This is a genomic window from Cellvibrio sp. PSBB006 (genome assembly GCF_002162135.1).
Taxonomy (GTDB): Bacteria; Pseudomonadota; Gammaproteobacteria; order Pseudomonadales; family Cellvibrionaceae; genus Cellvibrio.
In genome coordinates, this window is record NZ_CP021382.1 from 72,373 (window position 1) to 88,913 (window position 16,541).

The following is a 16,541-nucleotide window of genomic DNA, read 5'->3' on the forward strand; positions in this document are numbered from 1 at the left end:
ATATACAGTATTTGGTTTCGCAGGCCAGTAATCAAGGGATGAAGCGATGAGTAGCAAACTACAGGTATTAGACCAGGAAATAGGTACGTCACAAGTTAATGGTATTGAATACATTTGTATTACGGATATAGCGCGATATAAAAGCTCTACCAACACAGATGACTTGATCCGTAATTGGCTGCGGAACCGCAATACGGTCGAGTTTTTGGGCATTTGGGAGCAACTCAATAATCCTGAATTTAAACCCGTGGAATTCGACGGGTTTAAAAAATTGGCAGGTCTTAATAGTTTTACCCTTACCCCTAAGCAGTGGATTGAGTCCACTAATGCTATCGGCATAATTTCTAAAGCAGGTCGCTATGGGGGTACTTATGCACAAAAGGATATAGCGTTCGAATTTGCCAGTTGGATTTCAGTTGAGTTCAAGTTGTATCTGATCAAAGAATTTCAGCGTTTGAAAGAACAGGAATTCGCTCAGCTAGGGTGGGACATTCGTCGAAACCTCGCCAAAGTAAATTATCAAATTCATACCGATGCCATTAAAGAAAATCTGATTCCCGATAAGCTAACCAAGCAGCAAATTAATGCCGTTTACGCATCGGAAGCAGATTTATTGAATATGGCGTTGTTCGGTATTACTGCTAAACAGTGGCGAGAGCAGAACCCTGCCGCGAAAGGAAATATGCGGGACTATGCAAATATCCATCAGTTGGTGTGTTTGGCAAATTTGGAGTCAATGAATGCACACTACATTGCAGAGGGCGTACCCCAGTCGGAGCGCTTGCCAAAGTTGAATGCACTGGCGATATCGCAAATGAAGGTGCTATTAAAGTACGTCTCTCCAAACTCCCTTAAAACAACCCAGTAATTACCATCCTCCAGACCATTAAAAATCACTTTTCAAAAAGCCTTTTAAAAATCAATCAGTTAGAAAATATTGAAGTGTTATTCTGATAACGCTTCGCCAAATAATAAATACTATACCCCCCAACATAAACCTCATCGTCCTTCAATCTCTCCCCCTTCATCCCCCACAGTCCTTCAACCGCAAAACCCGACGCATTCAGCTGTTCAATTTGTTTTTTGCCGCTGATGTAATACGTCAGCATAGTGTAGTGGTGGGCCTGGTCGTTGAAGATGGCGTAGTCATCTGTTTGAATTTGTTGTGCGCGGTGTTTGATGGCGTTGATGATGCCGGTCAGGTAGCCGATCATCCGTCGCGCCATGCGTTTTGGATTAAGGGTGAGTTGCAGATTTTTCCAATGATAGGCGGGGTAAATCTTGTGGTCGCGGTTGTGGGAGGAAAATATAAAAAGTCCGTTTGGTTTTAATATGCGGCGAATTTCTTGCAATATTTTTAAACGGTCCTCGTGAGGCACATAGTCAATGCCGTTGTAAGAGAACCACACCATATCAACACTGGCTTCTGCAAAAGCGGAAAGGTCGCGCGCGTCTTGTTGATGCAATGGTAGGGTCGGGAAACGGGCGGTGGCGATGTCGATCATTGCCTGGGAGTAGTCGATGCCGACGTATTGGTTGCAGGCGGGTGCTAAAAAAGCGGTGGTTCGGCCAGCGCCGATACCGATATCGAGCAACGAGGCATGTTGAAGGGTATCTCCGAGCTGATGGAGTATGGCGGTTTCTGCGGGTACCGGTGTCTGTTCCCGCGCGTATTCGAGCGCGATGTCCTCGGCAAACCAGATCCGCTGATTGATGTAGGTAACGTCTTCTTTCATGCTCCGAAGCTTAGCATTTGCGGCGCCAGCGCCTTGGTTGGTTATTGCACACTCGGGGGACTTTTATTTAAGCCTCTCGCGTGGGCTTGGACCCGAAGCGCGATTTAGAAATTGTCAGCGGTCATTTTTTCAGGTAATTTATTGTCAATTTATAATATTTATATGGCCAGCGCTTTATGTCTGTGATTTTCTCCGTTAATGACCACCCGCACCGCCGCTTTAATCCCCTGACGGGTGAGTGGCTGCTGGTTTCCCCCCATCGCACCAAGCGACCCTGGCAGGGCCAGCAAGAGTTGAATCAATGGCCTGACAGCCCGATTCATGATCCGGGCTGCTATCTGTGCCCTGGGAATCCGCGCGTCGGCGGGGAAGTGAATCCAAACTATTCAACCACCTTTGTCTTTACCAACGACTTCGCGGCCTTGATGCCTGAGGTGCCCGATGCGCCCACGGTCGATGATCCACTGTTCCAACTGCAGGCCGAGCGCGGCACCAGCCGGGTGATCTGCTTTTCGCCGGATCACAGCAAAACCTTGCCGTTATTGAACGATAGCGAGATGCAGGCCGTGATTACCACCTGGATGGAACAGACCGCTGAACTGGGTAAAACCTATGCCTCGGTGCAGGTGTTTGAAAACAAAGGTGTGGTGATGGGTTGTTCCAATCCGCATCCCCATGGTCAGATCTGGGCGCAGAGCCAGTTGCCGACGTTGATACACAAGGCGGATGTCAATCAGCGCGCTTTTTTTGCGCAACATCAGGTGCAGATGTTGCTGGATTATGCACAAAAAGAATCCCGCAATGGCGAGCGCGTGGTGGTGGAGAATGATGATTGGTTGGTGGTTGTGCCTTTCTGGGCGGCCTGGCCATTTGAGACACTGGTGTTGCCGAAGATGCTGTGCCCGCGCATCACCGATTTAACGCCGGGTCAGCAGCAGAGCCTGGGTGCGATCCTGCGTGACCTCACGGCCCGCTACGACAATTTGTTTGAGTGTTCTTTTCCTTATTCCATGGGTTGGCACGGTGCGCCTTTTAATGGCGATGATCCGACGCCCTGGCAATTGCACGCGCATTTCTTCCCGCCGTTGCTGCGCAGCGCGACGGTGCGCAAATTTATGGTGGGTTACGAAATGTTGGCTGAGCCCCAGCGCGATATATCGCCGGAGCAGGCCGCTGAGCGTCTGCGTCAGCAAAGCCCTGTTCATTTTCGGTTGAGGTAGTTGGTTGTGAATGTATTAACACCTGCTGTTGTAGAAGAGTTGTTTCAGGCGCGTTTTGCGGCAATGCCGGATGTCGTGGCCAGCGCGCCCGGCCGCGTCAATTTGATTGGCGAGCACACGGATTACAACGATGGTTTTGTGTTGCCGGCGGCCATCAATTACCACACCTGGGTTGCTGCCGGTGCACGCGATGATCGTGAATTGCATATCATCGCCCATGACTTTACCGATCAGACTGTCAGTTTTCATCTCGATGCTGAAATGCAGCGCGACGCCGCAATGCCCTGGTCCAATTATGTGCGCGGCGTGGTTCAGCAATTGCGTAAAAAAGATTTTCAGTTGCGCGGTGGCAATATTTTTATTACGGGCAATGTGCCCGCCGGTGCCGGCTTGAGCAGCTCCGCTTCATTAGAGATGGCATTGATTCGCGCCCTGACGGAACTCAGCGGTGAGGCGGTCGAACCCAAGGCAGCGGCTTTGATGGGACAGGCGGCAGAGAATCAATTTGTGGGGTGTAATTGCGGCATCATGGATCAGCTGATCTCCGCCTGTGGCCAGGCCGATAGCGCCTTGCTGATTGATTGTCGCGACCTGGGTACCCGCGCCGTGTCGATTCCCCAGGATTGGGAAATTCTGATCGTTCATTCCGGTGTTAAACGCGGTCTGGTAGAGAGTGAATACAACCTGCGGCGGGAGCAATGTGAGGCGGCGGCGCGCTATTTTAATCAGCGCAGCTTGCGTGATGTGCCCTTGGAGCATTTGCTGGCCGCCGAGGCCGCGTTGGAGCCTCTGCTATTTAAACGCGCGCGTCATGTGTTAACAGAGAATGCACGCACGCTTACGGCGGCCGATGCCCTGATGAACGGGGACATGAAAACACTGTCCCGTGTGATGGCAGAATCCCATGCGTCGATGCGCGATGATTTCAATATCACCGTGCCTGCGATAGATACGCTCGTGGATATGTTAAATACAGCCGGGCAAGGTTTGGCCGGCGCACGTATGACCGGTGGTGGTTTTGGCGGATGCGTTGTGGCCGTTGCGCCCCAGTCCCTTATCCCCACCCTGATGGCGACGGTTGAAAACCATTACCAGCAGGAAACCGGCTGCGAGCCTACGCTTATTCTCGCTAAGGCCAGTTCTGGCGCTTTTGCAGGCATTTAACGCTGGTTGTTTGTCGGATTACGCTGCGCTAATCCGACCTACGTTATTGCAAATTCTCCCCCGTAGGTCGGATTAGGCAAAGCCGTAATCCGACAAACTCACTTCCCAAAACCCCGCCACCATTTCAAAAACCAATAACATCGCCGTTCAGCGATAGCCTGAGAATATAAAAGAAGATAAACGAAAACGAACCAGACTTCTCAGTCTGATTCCAGGGATGCTGCACCATCAATCAATGACGCCGTTGTGGGTCCGGTTGACCGATAAATGCGTAATAGTCCTGCTCTAATGTCCGCCCGCGGTTACGGCGTTCGGTGGATTTACGGCGTTTGCGGTGGTACAGGTCGAGGGGCATATCCTTACAAGGATCGCGATCCAAACGGCGATCTCCGCGCCGCCGGTCAATGAAGAATTTGTGCTCGCTCATGGTAATACGTCTGGTTGGTTTAACAGGTCAGAACAGTTCCTTGCTCCAAGTCAACAAAGTGTAGCTGGTTGGAGGTAAAATGCCGGGAATTTTTGTGACCCAAGTCGGAGTTCCAGCGATGAAACCTGTTGAAAGCCAAATCCGCGCCAAGCTGAGTGCGGCATTCCAGCCGATACATATGGACGTAATCAACGAGAGCCATATGCACAGTGTACCACCCGGCTCAGAAAGCCATTTCAAGGTGGTATTGGTATCAGCGGACTTTGCGGGCAAGCGCCAGGTTCAACGCCATCAAGCCATTTATGCCACCTTGGCGGAGGAGTTGGGGGCGGGGGTTCATGCCCTGGCGTTGCATACATACAGCCCGGAGGAATGGCTGGCTAACCAGGCTGTTCCGGATTCGCCCCAGTGCCTGGGCGGCAGTAAGCATCAATAAACTGCCTCTGGTTGTACAAAAATTAAGCGTCTATAATGCGCGCCCTGCATTAACCTGATATTGAAAGTGAAGCCCTATGAGTTCGATTGTTGTTGCTGCCTTGTACAAATTTGTTGCCTTGCCTGACTACGAAGCCATTGCGCCACGCCTGAAAGCGCAATGTGATCAACTGGGCTTGAAAGGCACCTTGCTGTTGGCGGAAGAAGGGATCAACGGCACGGTTGCTGGTACTCGCGACGGCATTGACGGCTTGCTCGATTACCTCAAAAGCGATCCGCGCCTGAGCAACTTGTCGCACAAAGAGTCTTACTACGAAGGCATGCCGTTTTACCGGATGAAAGTAAAACTCAAGAAAGAAATCGTGACCATGGGCGTCAACGGCATAGATCCGCAAAAGATTGTGGGCACTTACGTTAAGCCCCAGGACTGGAATGCCCTGATCAGTGATCCTGAGGTGGTCGTGGTGGATACCCGCAACCATTACGAATATTCCATCGGTACCTTTGAAGGTGCGATAGATCCCAGGACGGAAACCTTTCGGGAATTTCCGGGGTTCGTGGCCAAAAACCTGGACCCGAGCAAACACAAGAAAGTCGCTATGTTTTGCACCGGCGGTATTCGCTGTGAAAAATCGACGGCTTACCTGAAAGAGCAGGGCTTTGATGAGGTATATCACCTTGAAGGCGGCATCCTTAAGTATCTGGAAGAAGTGCCGGAAGAAGAGAGCCTGTGGCGCGGTGAGTGCTTTGTATTTGATAACCGCGTGGCGGTTAATCACAGCTTGCAAAAGGGTGTTTACGATCAATGCCACGGGTGTCGCCACCCGATTACCGAGGAAGACAAGCTCTCTACGTTTTACATCCCCGGTGTCAGTTGCCCTCGGTGCTATGAGCAACTGACGCCGGAGCAGAAAGAGCGTTTTACTGAACGCCAGAAGCAGATTGAACTGGCCAAGCAACGTAATGAATTGCACATTGGTGCCTTACCACCAGCGCGGCAAAAACGTACATCGGCTTCTGCAAAGTCATAAATGAGTAGAGTTAGGTGCCATTTACCATGTGATGGCTTCGCGGTCAGGAGAGCATGTGGTTTAATGCCGACTTCATCGCAATCATGCAGAGATTTTTATGGACTTTGATGCTTGGGAGGCAGACCTCGCTGCCGGTACAGCTACTCACGCTTGTGGCTTCGTATTGAAAATCGAAGGTAATCCACGTAATCCATCCTCGGTTGATCCGGGCAAATTTCCTCCCGACTTGAGCTTTGCTGACCAGGCGCGTTTGTTGCGTTGCGGCATGGAGTTTCTGGCTAAAGCGGCATCAGACAATGGTGCGACGCATTACAGCAGCAAGAGTGGTTATGCACGCGCGGATGATCCGCGTATGGCGGCCATCAAGGCACGTGAGGAAGAAGCCAAACGCTATGCTGAGCGCAGCGACAAACCCAAGCGGTCAGTCCTGTCGTTGAAGAAAAGCAGTTGATCGAGAGGCAATAAAAAAACGGCGCAACCCCCAAGGGCTGCGCCGTTTTTTTATATGTGCGGAAATTACAACAGGCCGCGCAGTTGCAGGTCAGTGCGATGCGCATCCATCAAACGGAACATCAACTCAAACTTTTGTCCCGCCAGTTCGGTGAGCTGATGAGTATCTTCAGCAGCGTTTTTGGGGCGATAAATCAGTGAATAAAGCTCTTTGGAGAGCGAGTCCATAGAGGTGAAGATTTCCTCAGTGGTTTCATCGGTACGGAAGACGCGCCCTTGCTTGGTCATCTCCAGGTACTTGTCACACTCCTGCAACCATTCCTTGCGTTGTTCAATAAAGTTGCGAATATTTTTGATCCCGCCCCGGTGGCCGCTGCCCAAGCGCTCTTCGCGATATTTTTGCAGGCTTTTGCGGGAGTTCACCAGAAAATCCACCGAGGTGGTTTTGCAATACTTGGAGTCCAGATAAGCCGGGAATTTAATATCGTGTTCCGCCATGACTTTGTCACGCATACAGGTTTCGTCACATGCAAAGGCAAACGGCACGATAAGAACAAGGTGTAAAAGAAGCAGTGTTTTTTTCATAGTGGGGTCGCCGAATATATTAGTTATTGCTATTCCAAGGTCCAACGCCTGTGTGTGATATAGATCACTTTGGCTGGCGCGTCAAGCATCGGCTATAAAAAACACTTTATTAATAATAATCTGATTAGATGTACGCGTTTCTTATAGTTGAAAGCGTAATAATGCGCCGCTTTTGGCGGCGCGAGCGGAATGACCAACAATTAGCCGAAAAAGCCCAGTGGGTTTTTGCTGATGGCGACACTGAAGATGTAGATGAAGACGATAAGCGCCGCTATCCAGCTGCATTTGCGCACAGTGGGATTGGCATTCCTGAATGCGATAACCCCAAGAACGATGTAAACCACCAACAGGACAATCTTGGTCATCAACCACGGATGATCGCCGGGCGAATAGCGTAGGACGCCGGCGAGTGCAAAGGCGCTGATCAGCAACAGGGTATCAATGATATGTGGCAGGATCTTTACCAGTTTTTTATGCAGCCAGGGCGATTGTCGCCACATCCAGATACCGCGAATAAAAAAGCCGATAAACGATAAAGCGGCCATTGTCATATGGATATGCTTGAGCATCAGGTACATGAGCGGAGTTCCATTTATGGTTGTTATGAAGGGTATCGATAGTGGTTGGGTTTAGGGTGTTAACGCTTTGGTAACCAATTGCAACATGGCCTCCGATAATGGCAGGCGCAAGGCAGCTTCATGGCCCTTGGGTGACATTTTGTTCCAGGTTTTGCGGATGATATCGATCAGCTTTTCTTCGTCGTGCTTGGCTGCAAACTCTTCCAGGTAGTATTCCAGAAAGACCAGGCAAATCACGTCTTCCAGTGCCTGCACTTCCTCGTCACGCTTTAACCCGCGTTTGAGCAACAAATCCTTCACTCGTTGAATGGCCGCCTCGTCATAACCTTTGTTGTGCATGATGACGGCGGCGGTTTCGCCATGAAATTGTGCCAGGTCGCTACGCCACCGTTTGTAGCCCTGGCGATCCATCGGGTAATCGCTGCGCGGAATCTTCCAGCGGCAAATATGCTGGCAACGTGCAGCCAGTTGCAGGGTGATGGATGCGTCTGGACAAAAGCGTGCGAGCTGCTCACTCATCCGTTGGCCGTAGATCCACTCTTTGGGAACAGATTGACCGTTGACGATTTCCTGGTGAGGGTCTTGTTGGTTGGCTGCATCGAAATCAGCCAAGGTAGCCTGAAGTTGTTCAGCGGGGGTCATGGGTATCCTTAGTAATTATTCGGCGCCGCTTGCGATGTTGCGCAACTCGTCTAGGTCGTTAATCGCAATATCTTTGCGATTAACCTCAAGAATGCCCAGTTTTTGCAAGCGAGTGAAAACCCGGCTGACGGTTTCAATGGTCAGGCCGAGGAAGTTACCGATATCGGTGCGCGACATCGGTAGGGAAAATGACATCGCCGAGAGGCGGCGACGGTGGTTGCGTGTCGAAATACTCATCAACAATGTCGCAATACGTTGCTCTGCCGTGCTTTTGCTCAGCAGGGTAATGATTTGTTGGTCATGGGTTATCTCACGGCCCATCAACTGAAAAATATTACGCTGTAACGAAGGAATTCTGGTGCTGAGTTCTTCCATGCTGTGAAACGGAATTTCGCAGATGGAGGCAGTTTCCAGGGCAATGGCGGAGTTGGTGTAGCGGTCTTCCGCCAGGCCTTCCATTCCCACGACCTCGCCCGGCAGATAAAAGCCGGTAACCTGTTCTTCACCGTTATCACTCAGGGTGATGGCTTTTACGGCTCCGGAGCGAATGGCAAACAGCGAGGAAAAACGATCATTCGCGCGGTACAGGTACTCGCCTTTTTGCAAAGGTTTGCTGCGCTGGACAATGTCGTTCAATCGGTCAATATCATCGATATGCAGACTGATGGGCAGGCATAGGGTATTGAGGCGGCAGTTGCCACAGGAAATTCGTTTGTCGTGCGCGCAATGAGGAGAAGTGGGAGAGGTATCTACAACCTGGATATGGATCATGGAAGGACCTCGGTAGGATGTGACCCGTGAGAGCGCCCAATTGTTGCAGCTTTACCTGGTGGGGTAAACAGATTTCACTTGTACACTCTCAATCAATCGCCGTCCGTTTACGGCGCGCACGCGTAGCCCAGTAGCGATAGGCGCCGAGCAGCAACACCATCATGATCGCCAATGCAACTAATGATGTCAGGATGTCCCGAATATCCTTCCCCAGAAAATCCGCAAAGTGCCATTTGTGCAGGTAACCGAAACTGTAACCCTCCAGGCGATCCACATCGGTGATGGCGGCAGCCAGGGTATGGCTAGCCGTTTCCACATAGATGCTGGGATTTCCCGGCAAGGCAAAATCCACCGCATGCACCGGTAAGCGTTTATTCACAAAGCCATATTCATTATCGAAGCCTTTTACCAGGCGAATATTTTTAATGCTGTCTGCCGGGTATTCACTGAACGCCAGGGCCAATGACTCGGCATGGCTGCGCCAGCCCTGATCCAGTAGCGCGCCGGATGTGGCGTGGAGATAGCGGACGGCATCCCTCTGAGGTTGTTCATGGGCATGGTGAGCGTGATGGTGATGATGTTCCCCGCCGGGTGGTTCCGGCGGTGTAAATTCGCGCAGCTGCCAATACAGGTCCGCACCGATGCGTGCCAGTTGTATATCCAGGATGTCATCGCGAGCCAGTACACGCTGCAACGCGCTCATATCCAGGCGCAAATCTGCTGCGTTAATTGTCAGCGGCTGCGCTGGTTGCGGTTGGTCAGACTTGTCGCGTACCAGTAGATGAAATAAACCACTGAGGCAAAACGCCATCGCGAAGATCGCTACGGTTGCCCCCAGGTGACGATGGATCTTGCGTGACACAGGATGATGCTGGTGCGCACTGATCTGTTTGCGAAACATACCCAGACGCCAGCTCTTGATGTACAGCACCAGACCAAAGGCGGCAGTACAAAAACCCAACACCAGGAAGATGCTCATCAGGCTTTGTCGCAGGGGCAGGGAATCAATCCAGGTCCAGGAATGCAGTGCGCGGAAAAACGCACCAGTGATGGATTTGTTGTTATCCACAATGGTCGCCAATCGTCCCTGTTGGGTATCGATATATACGCGTGCATTATCAGCACGCTCAAAATTTACCCGCACAACCGGGAGGTAACGATTGATGTACAGATAGTCGGAATCGAATTGTTCAATGGGAGTAGCATCAATCACCGGCGACGTGGAGTCACCCAAATAATGCCGCGCCATAAAGTCGGCATACCGTTTTTCACCGTGTTCAATTAGCGTGAGATCGGTAGCAGAAAAGTAGGCAATACCCTGGTCGCTATGAATACGATAAACCGGTCGGTTCTGCCATTGAAACAGGCGCAGATGAAGAATATGCCGGAGATCATATTGCTTCACCAGATGCTCGACTGGCGCAACATCCTGCCACTGCAAGGGCACGGTGGGCGGTGTAAATACCGGCTTGGGATTGATGCGTGAAATCAGCGGATGAGCCAGACCGCTCAAGGCCCAGGCGATGACGGCGATGCACATCACCAGGCCGATGCGTTGATGCCAATGGTATAAAAAAGAAAAGCTGTTTTTAGTTTTAATCATTGCGATCTTCTGTTAATTGCCGATGGTTTCCGGGCTCTTGTCGTTTACCATTCACTTACAAAGTAAACGCCGGCCGGATTACCGCAGCTTAAGATTGGCACAGCGTTGTGCGGGTAAAAAGGTGACAAATTGTCGCACCCCTTGTCGCACTTCTGTTTCGCCTCGCGACGCTCGGTGTGCAGGCTAACGCATCACATTAAAGGGGGCTTTACTTGAGCTTTAAGTCGGGTATATAGTGCCTCGGCTGGCAAACATGCAGCATTATTTATGGTACATCGTTGTTCTAGCAGTACATCTATTAGCAACCTCGTTTTGTTCTTCATAAGTAAGATGTGATCAGTCAGCACAGATGCCAAGGTGGCAATTTTTAATTTACTCAGCTAAAGAGCATTGAGGTTTTTTATGTCTAAAAGTACTGGTACTGTTAAGTGGTTCAACGAGTCTAAAGGTTTCGGTTTTATTGAGAGCGATGCTGGTCAAGACGTTTTTGTTCACTACAGCGCTATCAGCGGTTCAGGTTTCAAAACCTTGGCCGAAGGTCAAAAAGTAGAGTTCGACGTTAAGCAAGGTCAAAAAGGCCCACAAGCTGAAAACGTCATCGGTCTCTAGGTTTTACGACTGATGTACTCAAAGCCGCATTTCGATGCGGCTTTGTTGTTTTTACCGGGAGTGTTTTAAAAATTTACTGAATGACAGCAGTCATTGATCCGCTGCGCTGGCTACCGGTTTGATCAGTTTTATCAGATACATTGTGGGCCAGTGTTTGCCCGTCACCCACAATCCTTCGTGCTCCGTATCGTAAGCAATACCATTTAATACGCTCTCACTGGATTCGATATCCACCTGCGCCGTGAGGGCGGTAAGGTCCAGTGAACCGACTACCTGGCCTGTCGTGGGATCAATCTGTACCAGGCGATTCTCATGCCAGACATTGGCCCATACATAACCCTCAATAAATTCCAACTCATTCAAGCGCTGCACCGGCCGTCCTTCTTCGTTTACATCCAGGGTCTTTTCCAGACTAAAATCTGTTGGTGAATGGAAATACAGGTGCTCGCTGCCGTCGCTGCGAATTAATAATTTACCATTGTGGGTAAGCCCCCAGCCTTCGCCGCTGTAACGCCAGCGGTCGATAACGCTGAAAGTGGTGCGGTCGTAAACAAAGACGATTCCCTCCTGCCAGGTGAGCAGATAGAGTTTGTCGTCCAGCAGCGCCAGGCCTTCCGCGAAGTAGCGATCAGGCAGCTTATCTTTTTGGGTGAAATTGGCGGTGAGCTGGGCCCATTTGTTGTCCGGTTCAGTGCGGGGATAGCTGACCAGCATGGAGCGGCCATACAAGCCGCTGCTTTCATAGAAGGTATCACCATCCAGCACCAGCCCTTGGGTAAAGAGCGTGGGTTTATGTGAACGTTGTGCCAGCACTTGATAATCGAAATGAACCACGCCTGACGTATGTGCTACCGTGGTTTCTGCGTTAGCTATCAGCGGCCCGCTCAGGCAGAATAGCCACCAAAACAAGATGATGCTTTTCACTGTGTGATCAACCTTTATACGTTTATTCAGCGCTTATTGTGACAGGGAAACCCCCAGAGTAAAACTTATGCAAAAGATCCAGGCGTTTCGTGATTATTTGAGACAGAGGACTGGCGCCCAGCGGCTTCAATCCTTCATCGGTTTTACCTTGCTCGGCGGCTTTATGGTCGTGCTGCCGTTTGTGATTTTTCTGTTCCTGCTCGAATGGCTGTTTAATTTTATTACCGGGATGATCAGCCCGTTGAGCGGCTGGCTGGTGAGCATTACACCCCTGGCTAAATATATGGCGGATATTCTTGCCATTATTATCGTATTGAGTACATTTTTTGTGATCGGCCTGCTGATCAAAACCAACATTGGCCGGTTGTTGCATGAGCGTGTGGACGCCTGGTTGACGAAGCTGGCGCCCGGTTACAAAACAATTCGGGAAATCATTTCACAACTGTTGGGGGGTGAAAGTAATGCCTCGCTGCTGAAGGGGCAGGTGTGTCGAGCTTACATTATGGGACGACCGGCGGGGGTGTCGGTGACCGGCATCGTGACGTCGATTCATGATAACGGCGATTATACGGTGTATGTGGCAACGGCTCCCATTCCCACCTCGGGTTTTGTTTATCATTTATCACCGGATTGTGTGGATCTATTGCCTCACATCAGTGTTGAAGCGGCCATGCGCACGGTTATCGCCTGTGGCAGCGGCTCACAGATTTTGTCTGAACCACCGCCGACGGTGAATAAACCGCTACAGATCGATGTGCCCTGAGTGGGTCGTTTTGAAAGCGGTCCGGTGCTGCCGGTCCAGTGTTGATACCTAGCTTTTGGGCTTGCGCGCGGTAGATTTTTTTGCGCCGGGTTTTTTATTGCCGGTGGATTTCCTGGGTGATTTCTTTTCGCTTGCTGTGTCAGGTTTACTCGCTGACGGCTCCTCGCCACGCTCGCTGGCCTGTACATACGCGATAGCGCTCTGCACCGCAATTTTGATTTTATGTTCGATCTCCTGCATTTCCTGCGGCGACATAAAAAACGTCATATCCACATCGTGGCGAATATAACGCGGGGGCAGGCGATTAAGCGCTACGCAGGCCACATCTGCCAGAAATTCACGATCACCGGCTTGCACCCGTTCACTGGTTGCGCTGATTTCCTGCAACACCAGCCGCTCATAATAGTTATGGATAAAATCCACGTCGTCATCAAAAGTGTAGTGGCGATTACCGGTCGTCAGCATGGGAAACTCCTTGTGAGTAAATTTATGCCAAAAGTATAGACCTAAATCCCCATCAAGCCCTATTCCGAATCAAATCCCGAATCAAAAACCGCCCCGGATTCAACGCCTGCGCAAGCTCCCGACTGACCGGCAATACCTCACCAGCTATTTGCGCTGCCAACAATTCTGCGCTCAAGGGCGTATAAGCCAAACCCCGCGATCCATGGCCGACACTGATAAATAGCCCCGGATAATAACTGCCGGGTAGGGTGATGTTCGCCTTGGCGTTTTTACGCAGCGGTGCGAAGTCGGCAAGAAACTTTTCCGCATGGGGCACCGGGCCGACTAACGGCAAGTAATCCGGTGTTGTGCAACGGAATGCTACCCGCCCGCTTAATCTATGCTCATCAAGTGTTGTAAAGGTGTCAGCCAGTGCAGGTATATCCTTGCGCAGATGGTTGATATTGGTGAGATGATCTTCCGCACGCACAGCGGCAGATTTTTCTTTTAAATTAAACGTCGCGCCCGCGCAATGAAACCAACCCTGTTCGGTTGCATAGGCGGGGCCAATATAACCTTCAGCGCACAATACCGTTTGCAGCTGTTTGCTGGCATCAGTCGCCGGTAGATAGGTGATTTGACCGCGAATGGATTTAACCGGCAAATGCGCGGCTTGCGTAAACGCGCGCGCATCCCGGGCGTTGGCAATAACCACAGTGGGCGCTGACAATATGGTTTCACCTGCGTTATCGCAAACAGACCAGGCATCATCATGTTGTTGCAGTGAGATCGCGCGCGTGTTGCAGGTGACCTGGATGTTGGGATGTTGAACCAGCATCTTGCACAGCAGGTGCGGATTAATCCAGCCCGCAGAAGGAAAATAAAGGCCGGCATAATTGAGCTTAACGCCTGCCAATTCACTCGCCTGTTGTGAATCAACAAAACGAACCAGCTCGGTTGCTGTACTAAAATTTTCCTGCAACAGCCGATACAGTTTTTCCTCAGCCGGATTGTGGGCCAATTGCAACACGCCGGAAGCTTGGGCAATTAGTCGTTCATCACAAACTCGATTCCAGAACGGGCGATAATGGTTTAAAGCAAACTGCAAACTGGTGAGATTAAAACTGGCCAAGGCTCCCTGCTTGGGGGATAGCTTGGCATAGAGCACACCTTGCGGATTGCCGGACGCTTCTTCGGCCAGCTGTTCATGGCGCTCCACTAAATTCACTTGCCAACCGCGTTCTGCCAGTGCTCGTGCGGTATGACAACCCGCCAGACCGCCGCCGATAACAATGGCATGACGCTGTGATGAGACAGGGTTCAGATTAACAGCCCAAGGCGCGGGAAAGCACGAGTGATGTGGGTTTTGGGTAATATCATCTGCGTGTATCGACGAAGTTTTTTCTTCAATGCAAGCCGCAACCATCTCGCGCTTGCGCCCGAAGCCGGGTACTTTTTTCACCTGAAAGCCAGCGCGACGCAAACCTTGTTTAACAATGCCCGCTGCACTGAAGGTCGCCGCCGTAGTACCGAGCTGACTGAGGTGGCCGATAACGTCAAATAGGGCATCGCTCCACATCTGTGGATTTTTGGCCGGTGCAAAACCATCAAGGAACCAGGCATCGACCTTTGCGCACGCATCGAAAAACAAAGGGTGGGTGCTGCCCAATAACTGTGTAAAACCCGTCGCAGCGTCATCAATAATCAGGGTGAGGTTGATGCGGCCATCTTGAAATTTCAAACGATGAAAACCGGTTCCGATAACCTCGGGATACTGTTCCAGTAACTCGCGCGAATAATCTTCCAGTTCCGGCCACAGCGACAGCGCACGTGATAAATCACGTTTGTTCAGTGGAAATTTCTCTACGCTCACAAAATGCAAACGCGCATCGCGCGGTGCTACCTGATTCCACAATTGCCACGCGGCTAAAAAATTTAATCCCGATCCAAAACCGGTTTCACCAATAACGAAAGGATTTGTGTCGCCTGGATTCGACCAACGATCAGCTAACTGATTGTGCTGCAAAAAAACATGCCGGGTTTCTTGCAATCCATTAGCGCGGGAAAAATACACATCACCAAATTCGCGGGAGAGTGGTTGCCCTTCGGCATCCCACTCCAGTTGGGCATGATGAATGCGTTCTGACTCTGTCACAAACCAAACTCATCAAGGATTTGTTCACACCATTGCTTGATGCGCGTTTCAGATAAAGCAAATTCATTTTCTTCATCCAGCGCCAGGCCGACAAAATATTGGCCATCGGGTGTTAATGCTTTGGAGGCTTCGAATTCGTATCCCGCCTTGGGCCAATAGCCGCAGGGCGTTGCACCGCGCGCGACAACTTTGCTATGTAAATAACCCATGGCATCAAGGAACCACTCCGGGTAACCCACCTGATCGCCCAGGCCGTAGAGCGCGACTTTTTTTCCGGAAAAATCCACCTCATCGATATCGTCCCAGATATCTTCCCAGTCCTCCTGTAATTCGCCGTAATCCCAGGTAGGAATGCCGAGAATAATAAAATCGTAAAACTGTGCGGTGATGATCGGTGTTTCATTGATGTTAAAAAAATCCACGCGTTCCTCACCGAGAGCCGCCCGAATTTTTTCACCGGCCATCTCGGTGTAGCAGGTCGAGCTGCCGTAGAACAAACCAATGGGAGCGCGACTCATAATTGTTTCGCCCACTCTTTGATCCAGTTGATAGCTTCTTCTTCCGCGTCCAGCCCTTCGCAGGCATCCAGCACCAGTGGATCACCGATGCGCCGCGCACCCAGATCAGCAAAGGCCTCATCCAGCGCACGACCACCTTCATTAAAGGTGGTGTAACTGCTGTCGCCAAGATTAATGACACCATACTGACGCCCTGCAATACGTGGAAAATCGCGCGTCAGTTGTAGATAAAGTGCTTGGATATTATCGGGTAGATCGCCAGAGCCGGTATTGGAGGTGCAGACCAGCAAAATCTCGTTCTCATCGCGCAGGATGTCACTGACATCCGCCTGGAAATTTACCGTCACCGTGTGCTGTAACTGGCGCAATTCAGCCGCCACCGCCTCGGCTACCGTCTCCGCAGTACCCATGACGCTGCCGACCAGAATCTGGATGGAAGCCATACGAAAAGCCTTTAACAAAAATCGGATGGGGCATGATAGTGGG

20 protein-coding genes are annotated in these 16,541 nt (G+C 50.9%); 8 read left to right on the plus strand and 12 right to left on the minus strand.

The window, feature by feature from the left end:
- Positions 1–46: 46 nt before the first annotated feature.
- Positions 47–868, plus strand: coding sequence for a KilA-N domain-containing protein (locus CBR65_RS00330; RefSeq protein ID WP_087465013.1), 822 nt, complete (start codon positions 47–49; stop codon positions 866–868).
- Between the two features lie 55 nt (positions 869–923).
- Here CBR65_RS00330 and CBR65_RS00335 read toward each other — a convergent pair whose 3' ends face one another.
- The gene (locus tag CBR65_RS00335) at positions 924–1,736 is read right to left on the minus strand and encodes a class I SAM-dependent methyltransferase (protein ID WP_087465014.1); all 813 of its coding nucleotides are present in this window, start codon (positions 1,734–1,736) and stop codon (positions 924–926) included.
- Between the two features lie 176 nt (positions 1,737–1,912).
- On the opposite strand from CBR65_RS00335, the gene CBR65_RS00340 reads away from it, so the two are divergent.
- A complete protein-coding gene (locus tag CBR65_RS00340) occupies positions 1,913–2,956 on the plus strand; it encodes a UDP-glucose--hexose-1-phosphate uridylyltransferase (RefSeq protein WP_087465015.1) in 1,044 nt (347 codons plus the stop codon).
- Between the two features lie 6 nt (positions 2,957–2,962).
- A complete protein-coding gene (gene galK, locus CBR65_RS00345; protein WP_232461287.1) occupies positions 2,963–4,120 on the plus strand; it encodes a galactokinase in 1,158 nt (385 codons plus the stop codon).
- Between the two features lie 232 nt (positions 4,121–4,352).
- Here galK and CBR65_RS00350 read toward each other — a convergent pair whose 3' ends face one another.
- Positions 4,353–4,547: a hypothetical protein gene (locus tag CBR65_RS00350; RefSeq protein ID WP_087465016.1), complete on the minus strand. Its 195-nt coding sequence runs from the start codon at positions 4,545–4,547 to the stop codon at positions 4,353–4,355.
- A gap of 118 nt (positions 4,548–4,665) precedes the next feature.
- Between CBR65_RS00350 and CBR65_RS00355 the strand changes: the two genes are divergently transcribed.
- The 3 genes from CBR65_RS00355 to CBR65_RS00365 all read left to right on the plus strand — a co-directional run bounded on the left by CBR65_RS00355 (position 4,666) and on the right by CBR65_RS00365 (position 6,464).
- Positions 4,666–4,983 (plus strand): BolA family transcriptional regulator, encoded by a 318-nt coding sequence (locus CBR65_RS00355; protein ID WP_087465017.1) that lies wholly within the window; start codon positions 4,666–4,668, stop codon positions 4,981–4,983.
- 76 nt (positions 4,984–5,059) lie between these two features.
- Positions 5,060–6,013, plus strand: coding sequence for a rhodanese-related sulfurtransferase (locus CBR65_RS00360; protein WP_087465018.1), 954 nt, complete (start codon positions 5,060–5,062; stop codon positions 6,011–6,013).
- Between the two features lie 97 nt (positions 6,014–6,110).
- Complete coding sequence (locus CBR65_RS00365; RefSeq protein ID WP_087465019.1) at positions 6,111–6,464, plus strand: hypothetical protein; 354 nt, start codon at positions 6,111–6,113, stop codon at positions 6,462–6,464.
- Between the two features lie 65 nt (positions 6,465–6,529).
- Here the strand turns inward: CBR65_RS00365 and CBR65_RS00370 are convergent, their stop codons facing one another.
- The 5 genes from CBR65_RS00370 to CBR65_RS00390 form a co-directional block, all read right to left on the minus strand.
- Positions 6,530–6,976, minus strand: a complete 447-nt coding sequence (locus tag CBR65_RS00370) for a hypothetical protein (protein ID WP_232461288.1) — start codon at positions 6,974–6,976, stop codon at positions 6,530–6,532.
- Between the two features lie 272 nt (positions 6,977–7,248).
- Positions 7,249–7,626, minus strand: a complete 378-nt coding sequence (locus CBR65_RS00375) for a SirB2 family protein (protein WP_087465021.1) — start codon at positions 7,624–7,626, stop codon at positions 7,249–7,251.
- Positions 7,627–7,677: 51 nt separating this feature from the next.
- Positions 7,678–8,268: a DUF4202 domain-containing protein gene (locus tag CBR65_RS00380; RefSeq protein ID WP_087465022.1), complete on the minus strand. Its 591-nt coding sequence runs from the start codon at positions 8,266–8,268 to the stop codon at positions 7,678–7,680.
- Between the two features lie 15 nt (positions 8,269–8,283).
- Positions 8,284–9,039 carry a fumarate/nitrate reduction transcriptional regulator Fnr gene (gene fnr / locus CBR65_RS00385; protein ID WP_087465023.1) on the minus strand — a complete coding sequence of 252 codons (756 nt, stop codon included), beginning with the start codon at positions 9,037–9,039 and terminating at the stop codon, positions 8,284–8,286.
- An 88-nt stretch (positions 9,040–9,127) separates the two neighbouring features.
- A complete protein-coding gene (locus tag CBR65_RS00390) occupies positions 9,128–10,642 on the minus strand; it encodes a PepSY domain-containing protein (RefSeq protein WP_087465024.1) in 1,515 nt (504 codons plus the stop codon).
- Positions 10,643–11,044: 402 nt separating this feature from the next.
- Here CBR65_RS00390 and CBR65_RS00395 point away from each other — a divergent pair, with 402 nt between their 5' ends.
- Positions 11,045–11,251 carry a cold-shock protein gene (locus tag CBR65_RS00395; RefSeq protein ID WP_087465025.1) on the plus strand — a complete coding sequence of 69 codons (207 nt, stop codon included), beginning with the start codon at positions 11,045–11,047 and terminating at the stop codon, positions 11,249–11,251.
- 90 nt (positions 11,252–11,341) lie between these two features.
- Here CBR65_RS00395 and CBR65_RS00400 read toward each other — a convergent pair whose 3' ends face one another.
- Positions 11,342–12,175 (minus strand): glutaminyl-peptide cyclotransferase, encoded by an 834-nt coding sequence (locus CBR65_RS00400; protein ID WP_157671929.1) that lies wholly within the window; start codon positions 12,173–12,175, stop codon positions 11,342–11,344.
- 67 nt (positions 12,176–12,242) lie between these two features.
- Between CBR65_RS00400 and CBR65_RS00405 the strand changes: the two genes are divergently transcribed.
- Positions 12,243–12,938: a DUF502 domain-containing protein gene (locus tag CBR65_RS00405; RefSeq protein WP_087465027.1), complete on the plus strand. Its 696-nt coding sequence runs from the start codon at positions 12,243–12,245 to the stop codon at positions 12,936–12,938.
- A gap of 48 nt (positions 12,939–12,986) precedes the next feature.
- On the opposite strand, the gene CBR65_RS00410 is transcribed toward CBR65_RS00405, so the two are convergent.
- From CBR65_RS00410 to CBR65_RS00425, 4 genes are read right to left on the minus strand one after another with little or no spacing between them, the layout of a single operon-like run.
- Positions 12,987–13,403, minus strand: coding sequence for a late competence development ComFB family protein (locus CBR65_RS00410; RefSeq protein ID WP_087465028.1), 417 nt, complete (start codon positions 13,401–13,403; stop codon positions 12,987–12,989).
- Between the two features lie 52 nt (positions 13,404–13,455).
- The gene (gene mnmC / locus CBR65_RS00415) at positions 13,456–15,537 is read right to left on the minus strand and encodes a bifunctional tRNA (5-methylaminomethyl-2-thiouridine)(34)-methyltransferase MnmD/FAD-dependent 5-carboxymethylaminomethyl-2-thiouridine(34) oxidoreductase MnmC (RefSeq protein WP_087465029.1); all 2,082 of its coding nucleotides are present in this window, start codon (positions 15,535–15,537) and stop codon (positions 13,456–13,458) included.
- A complete protein-coding gene (gene fldB, locus CBR65_RS00420) occupies positions 15,534–16,055 on the minus strand; it encodes a flavodoxin FldB (RefSeq protein ID WP_087465030.1) in 522 nt (173 codons plus the stop codon). Before fldB ends, mnmC begins: the two co-directional genes overlap by 4 nt.
- Positions 16,052–16,498, minus strand: coding sequence for a flavodoxin domain-containing protein (locus CBR65_RS00425; protein ID WP_087465031.1), 447 nt, complete (start codon positions 16,496–16,498; stop codon positions 16,052–16,054). The genes fldB and CBR65_RS00425 overlap by 4 nt, the downstream gene beginning before the upstream one ends.
- Positions 16,499–16,541: the final 43 nt, after the last annotated feature.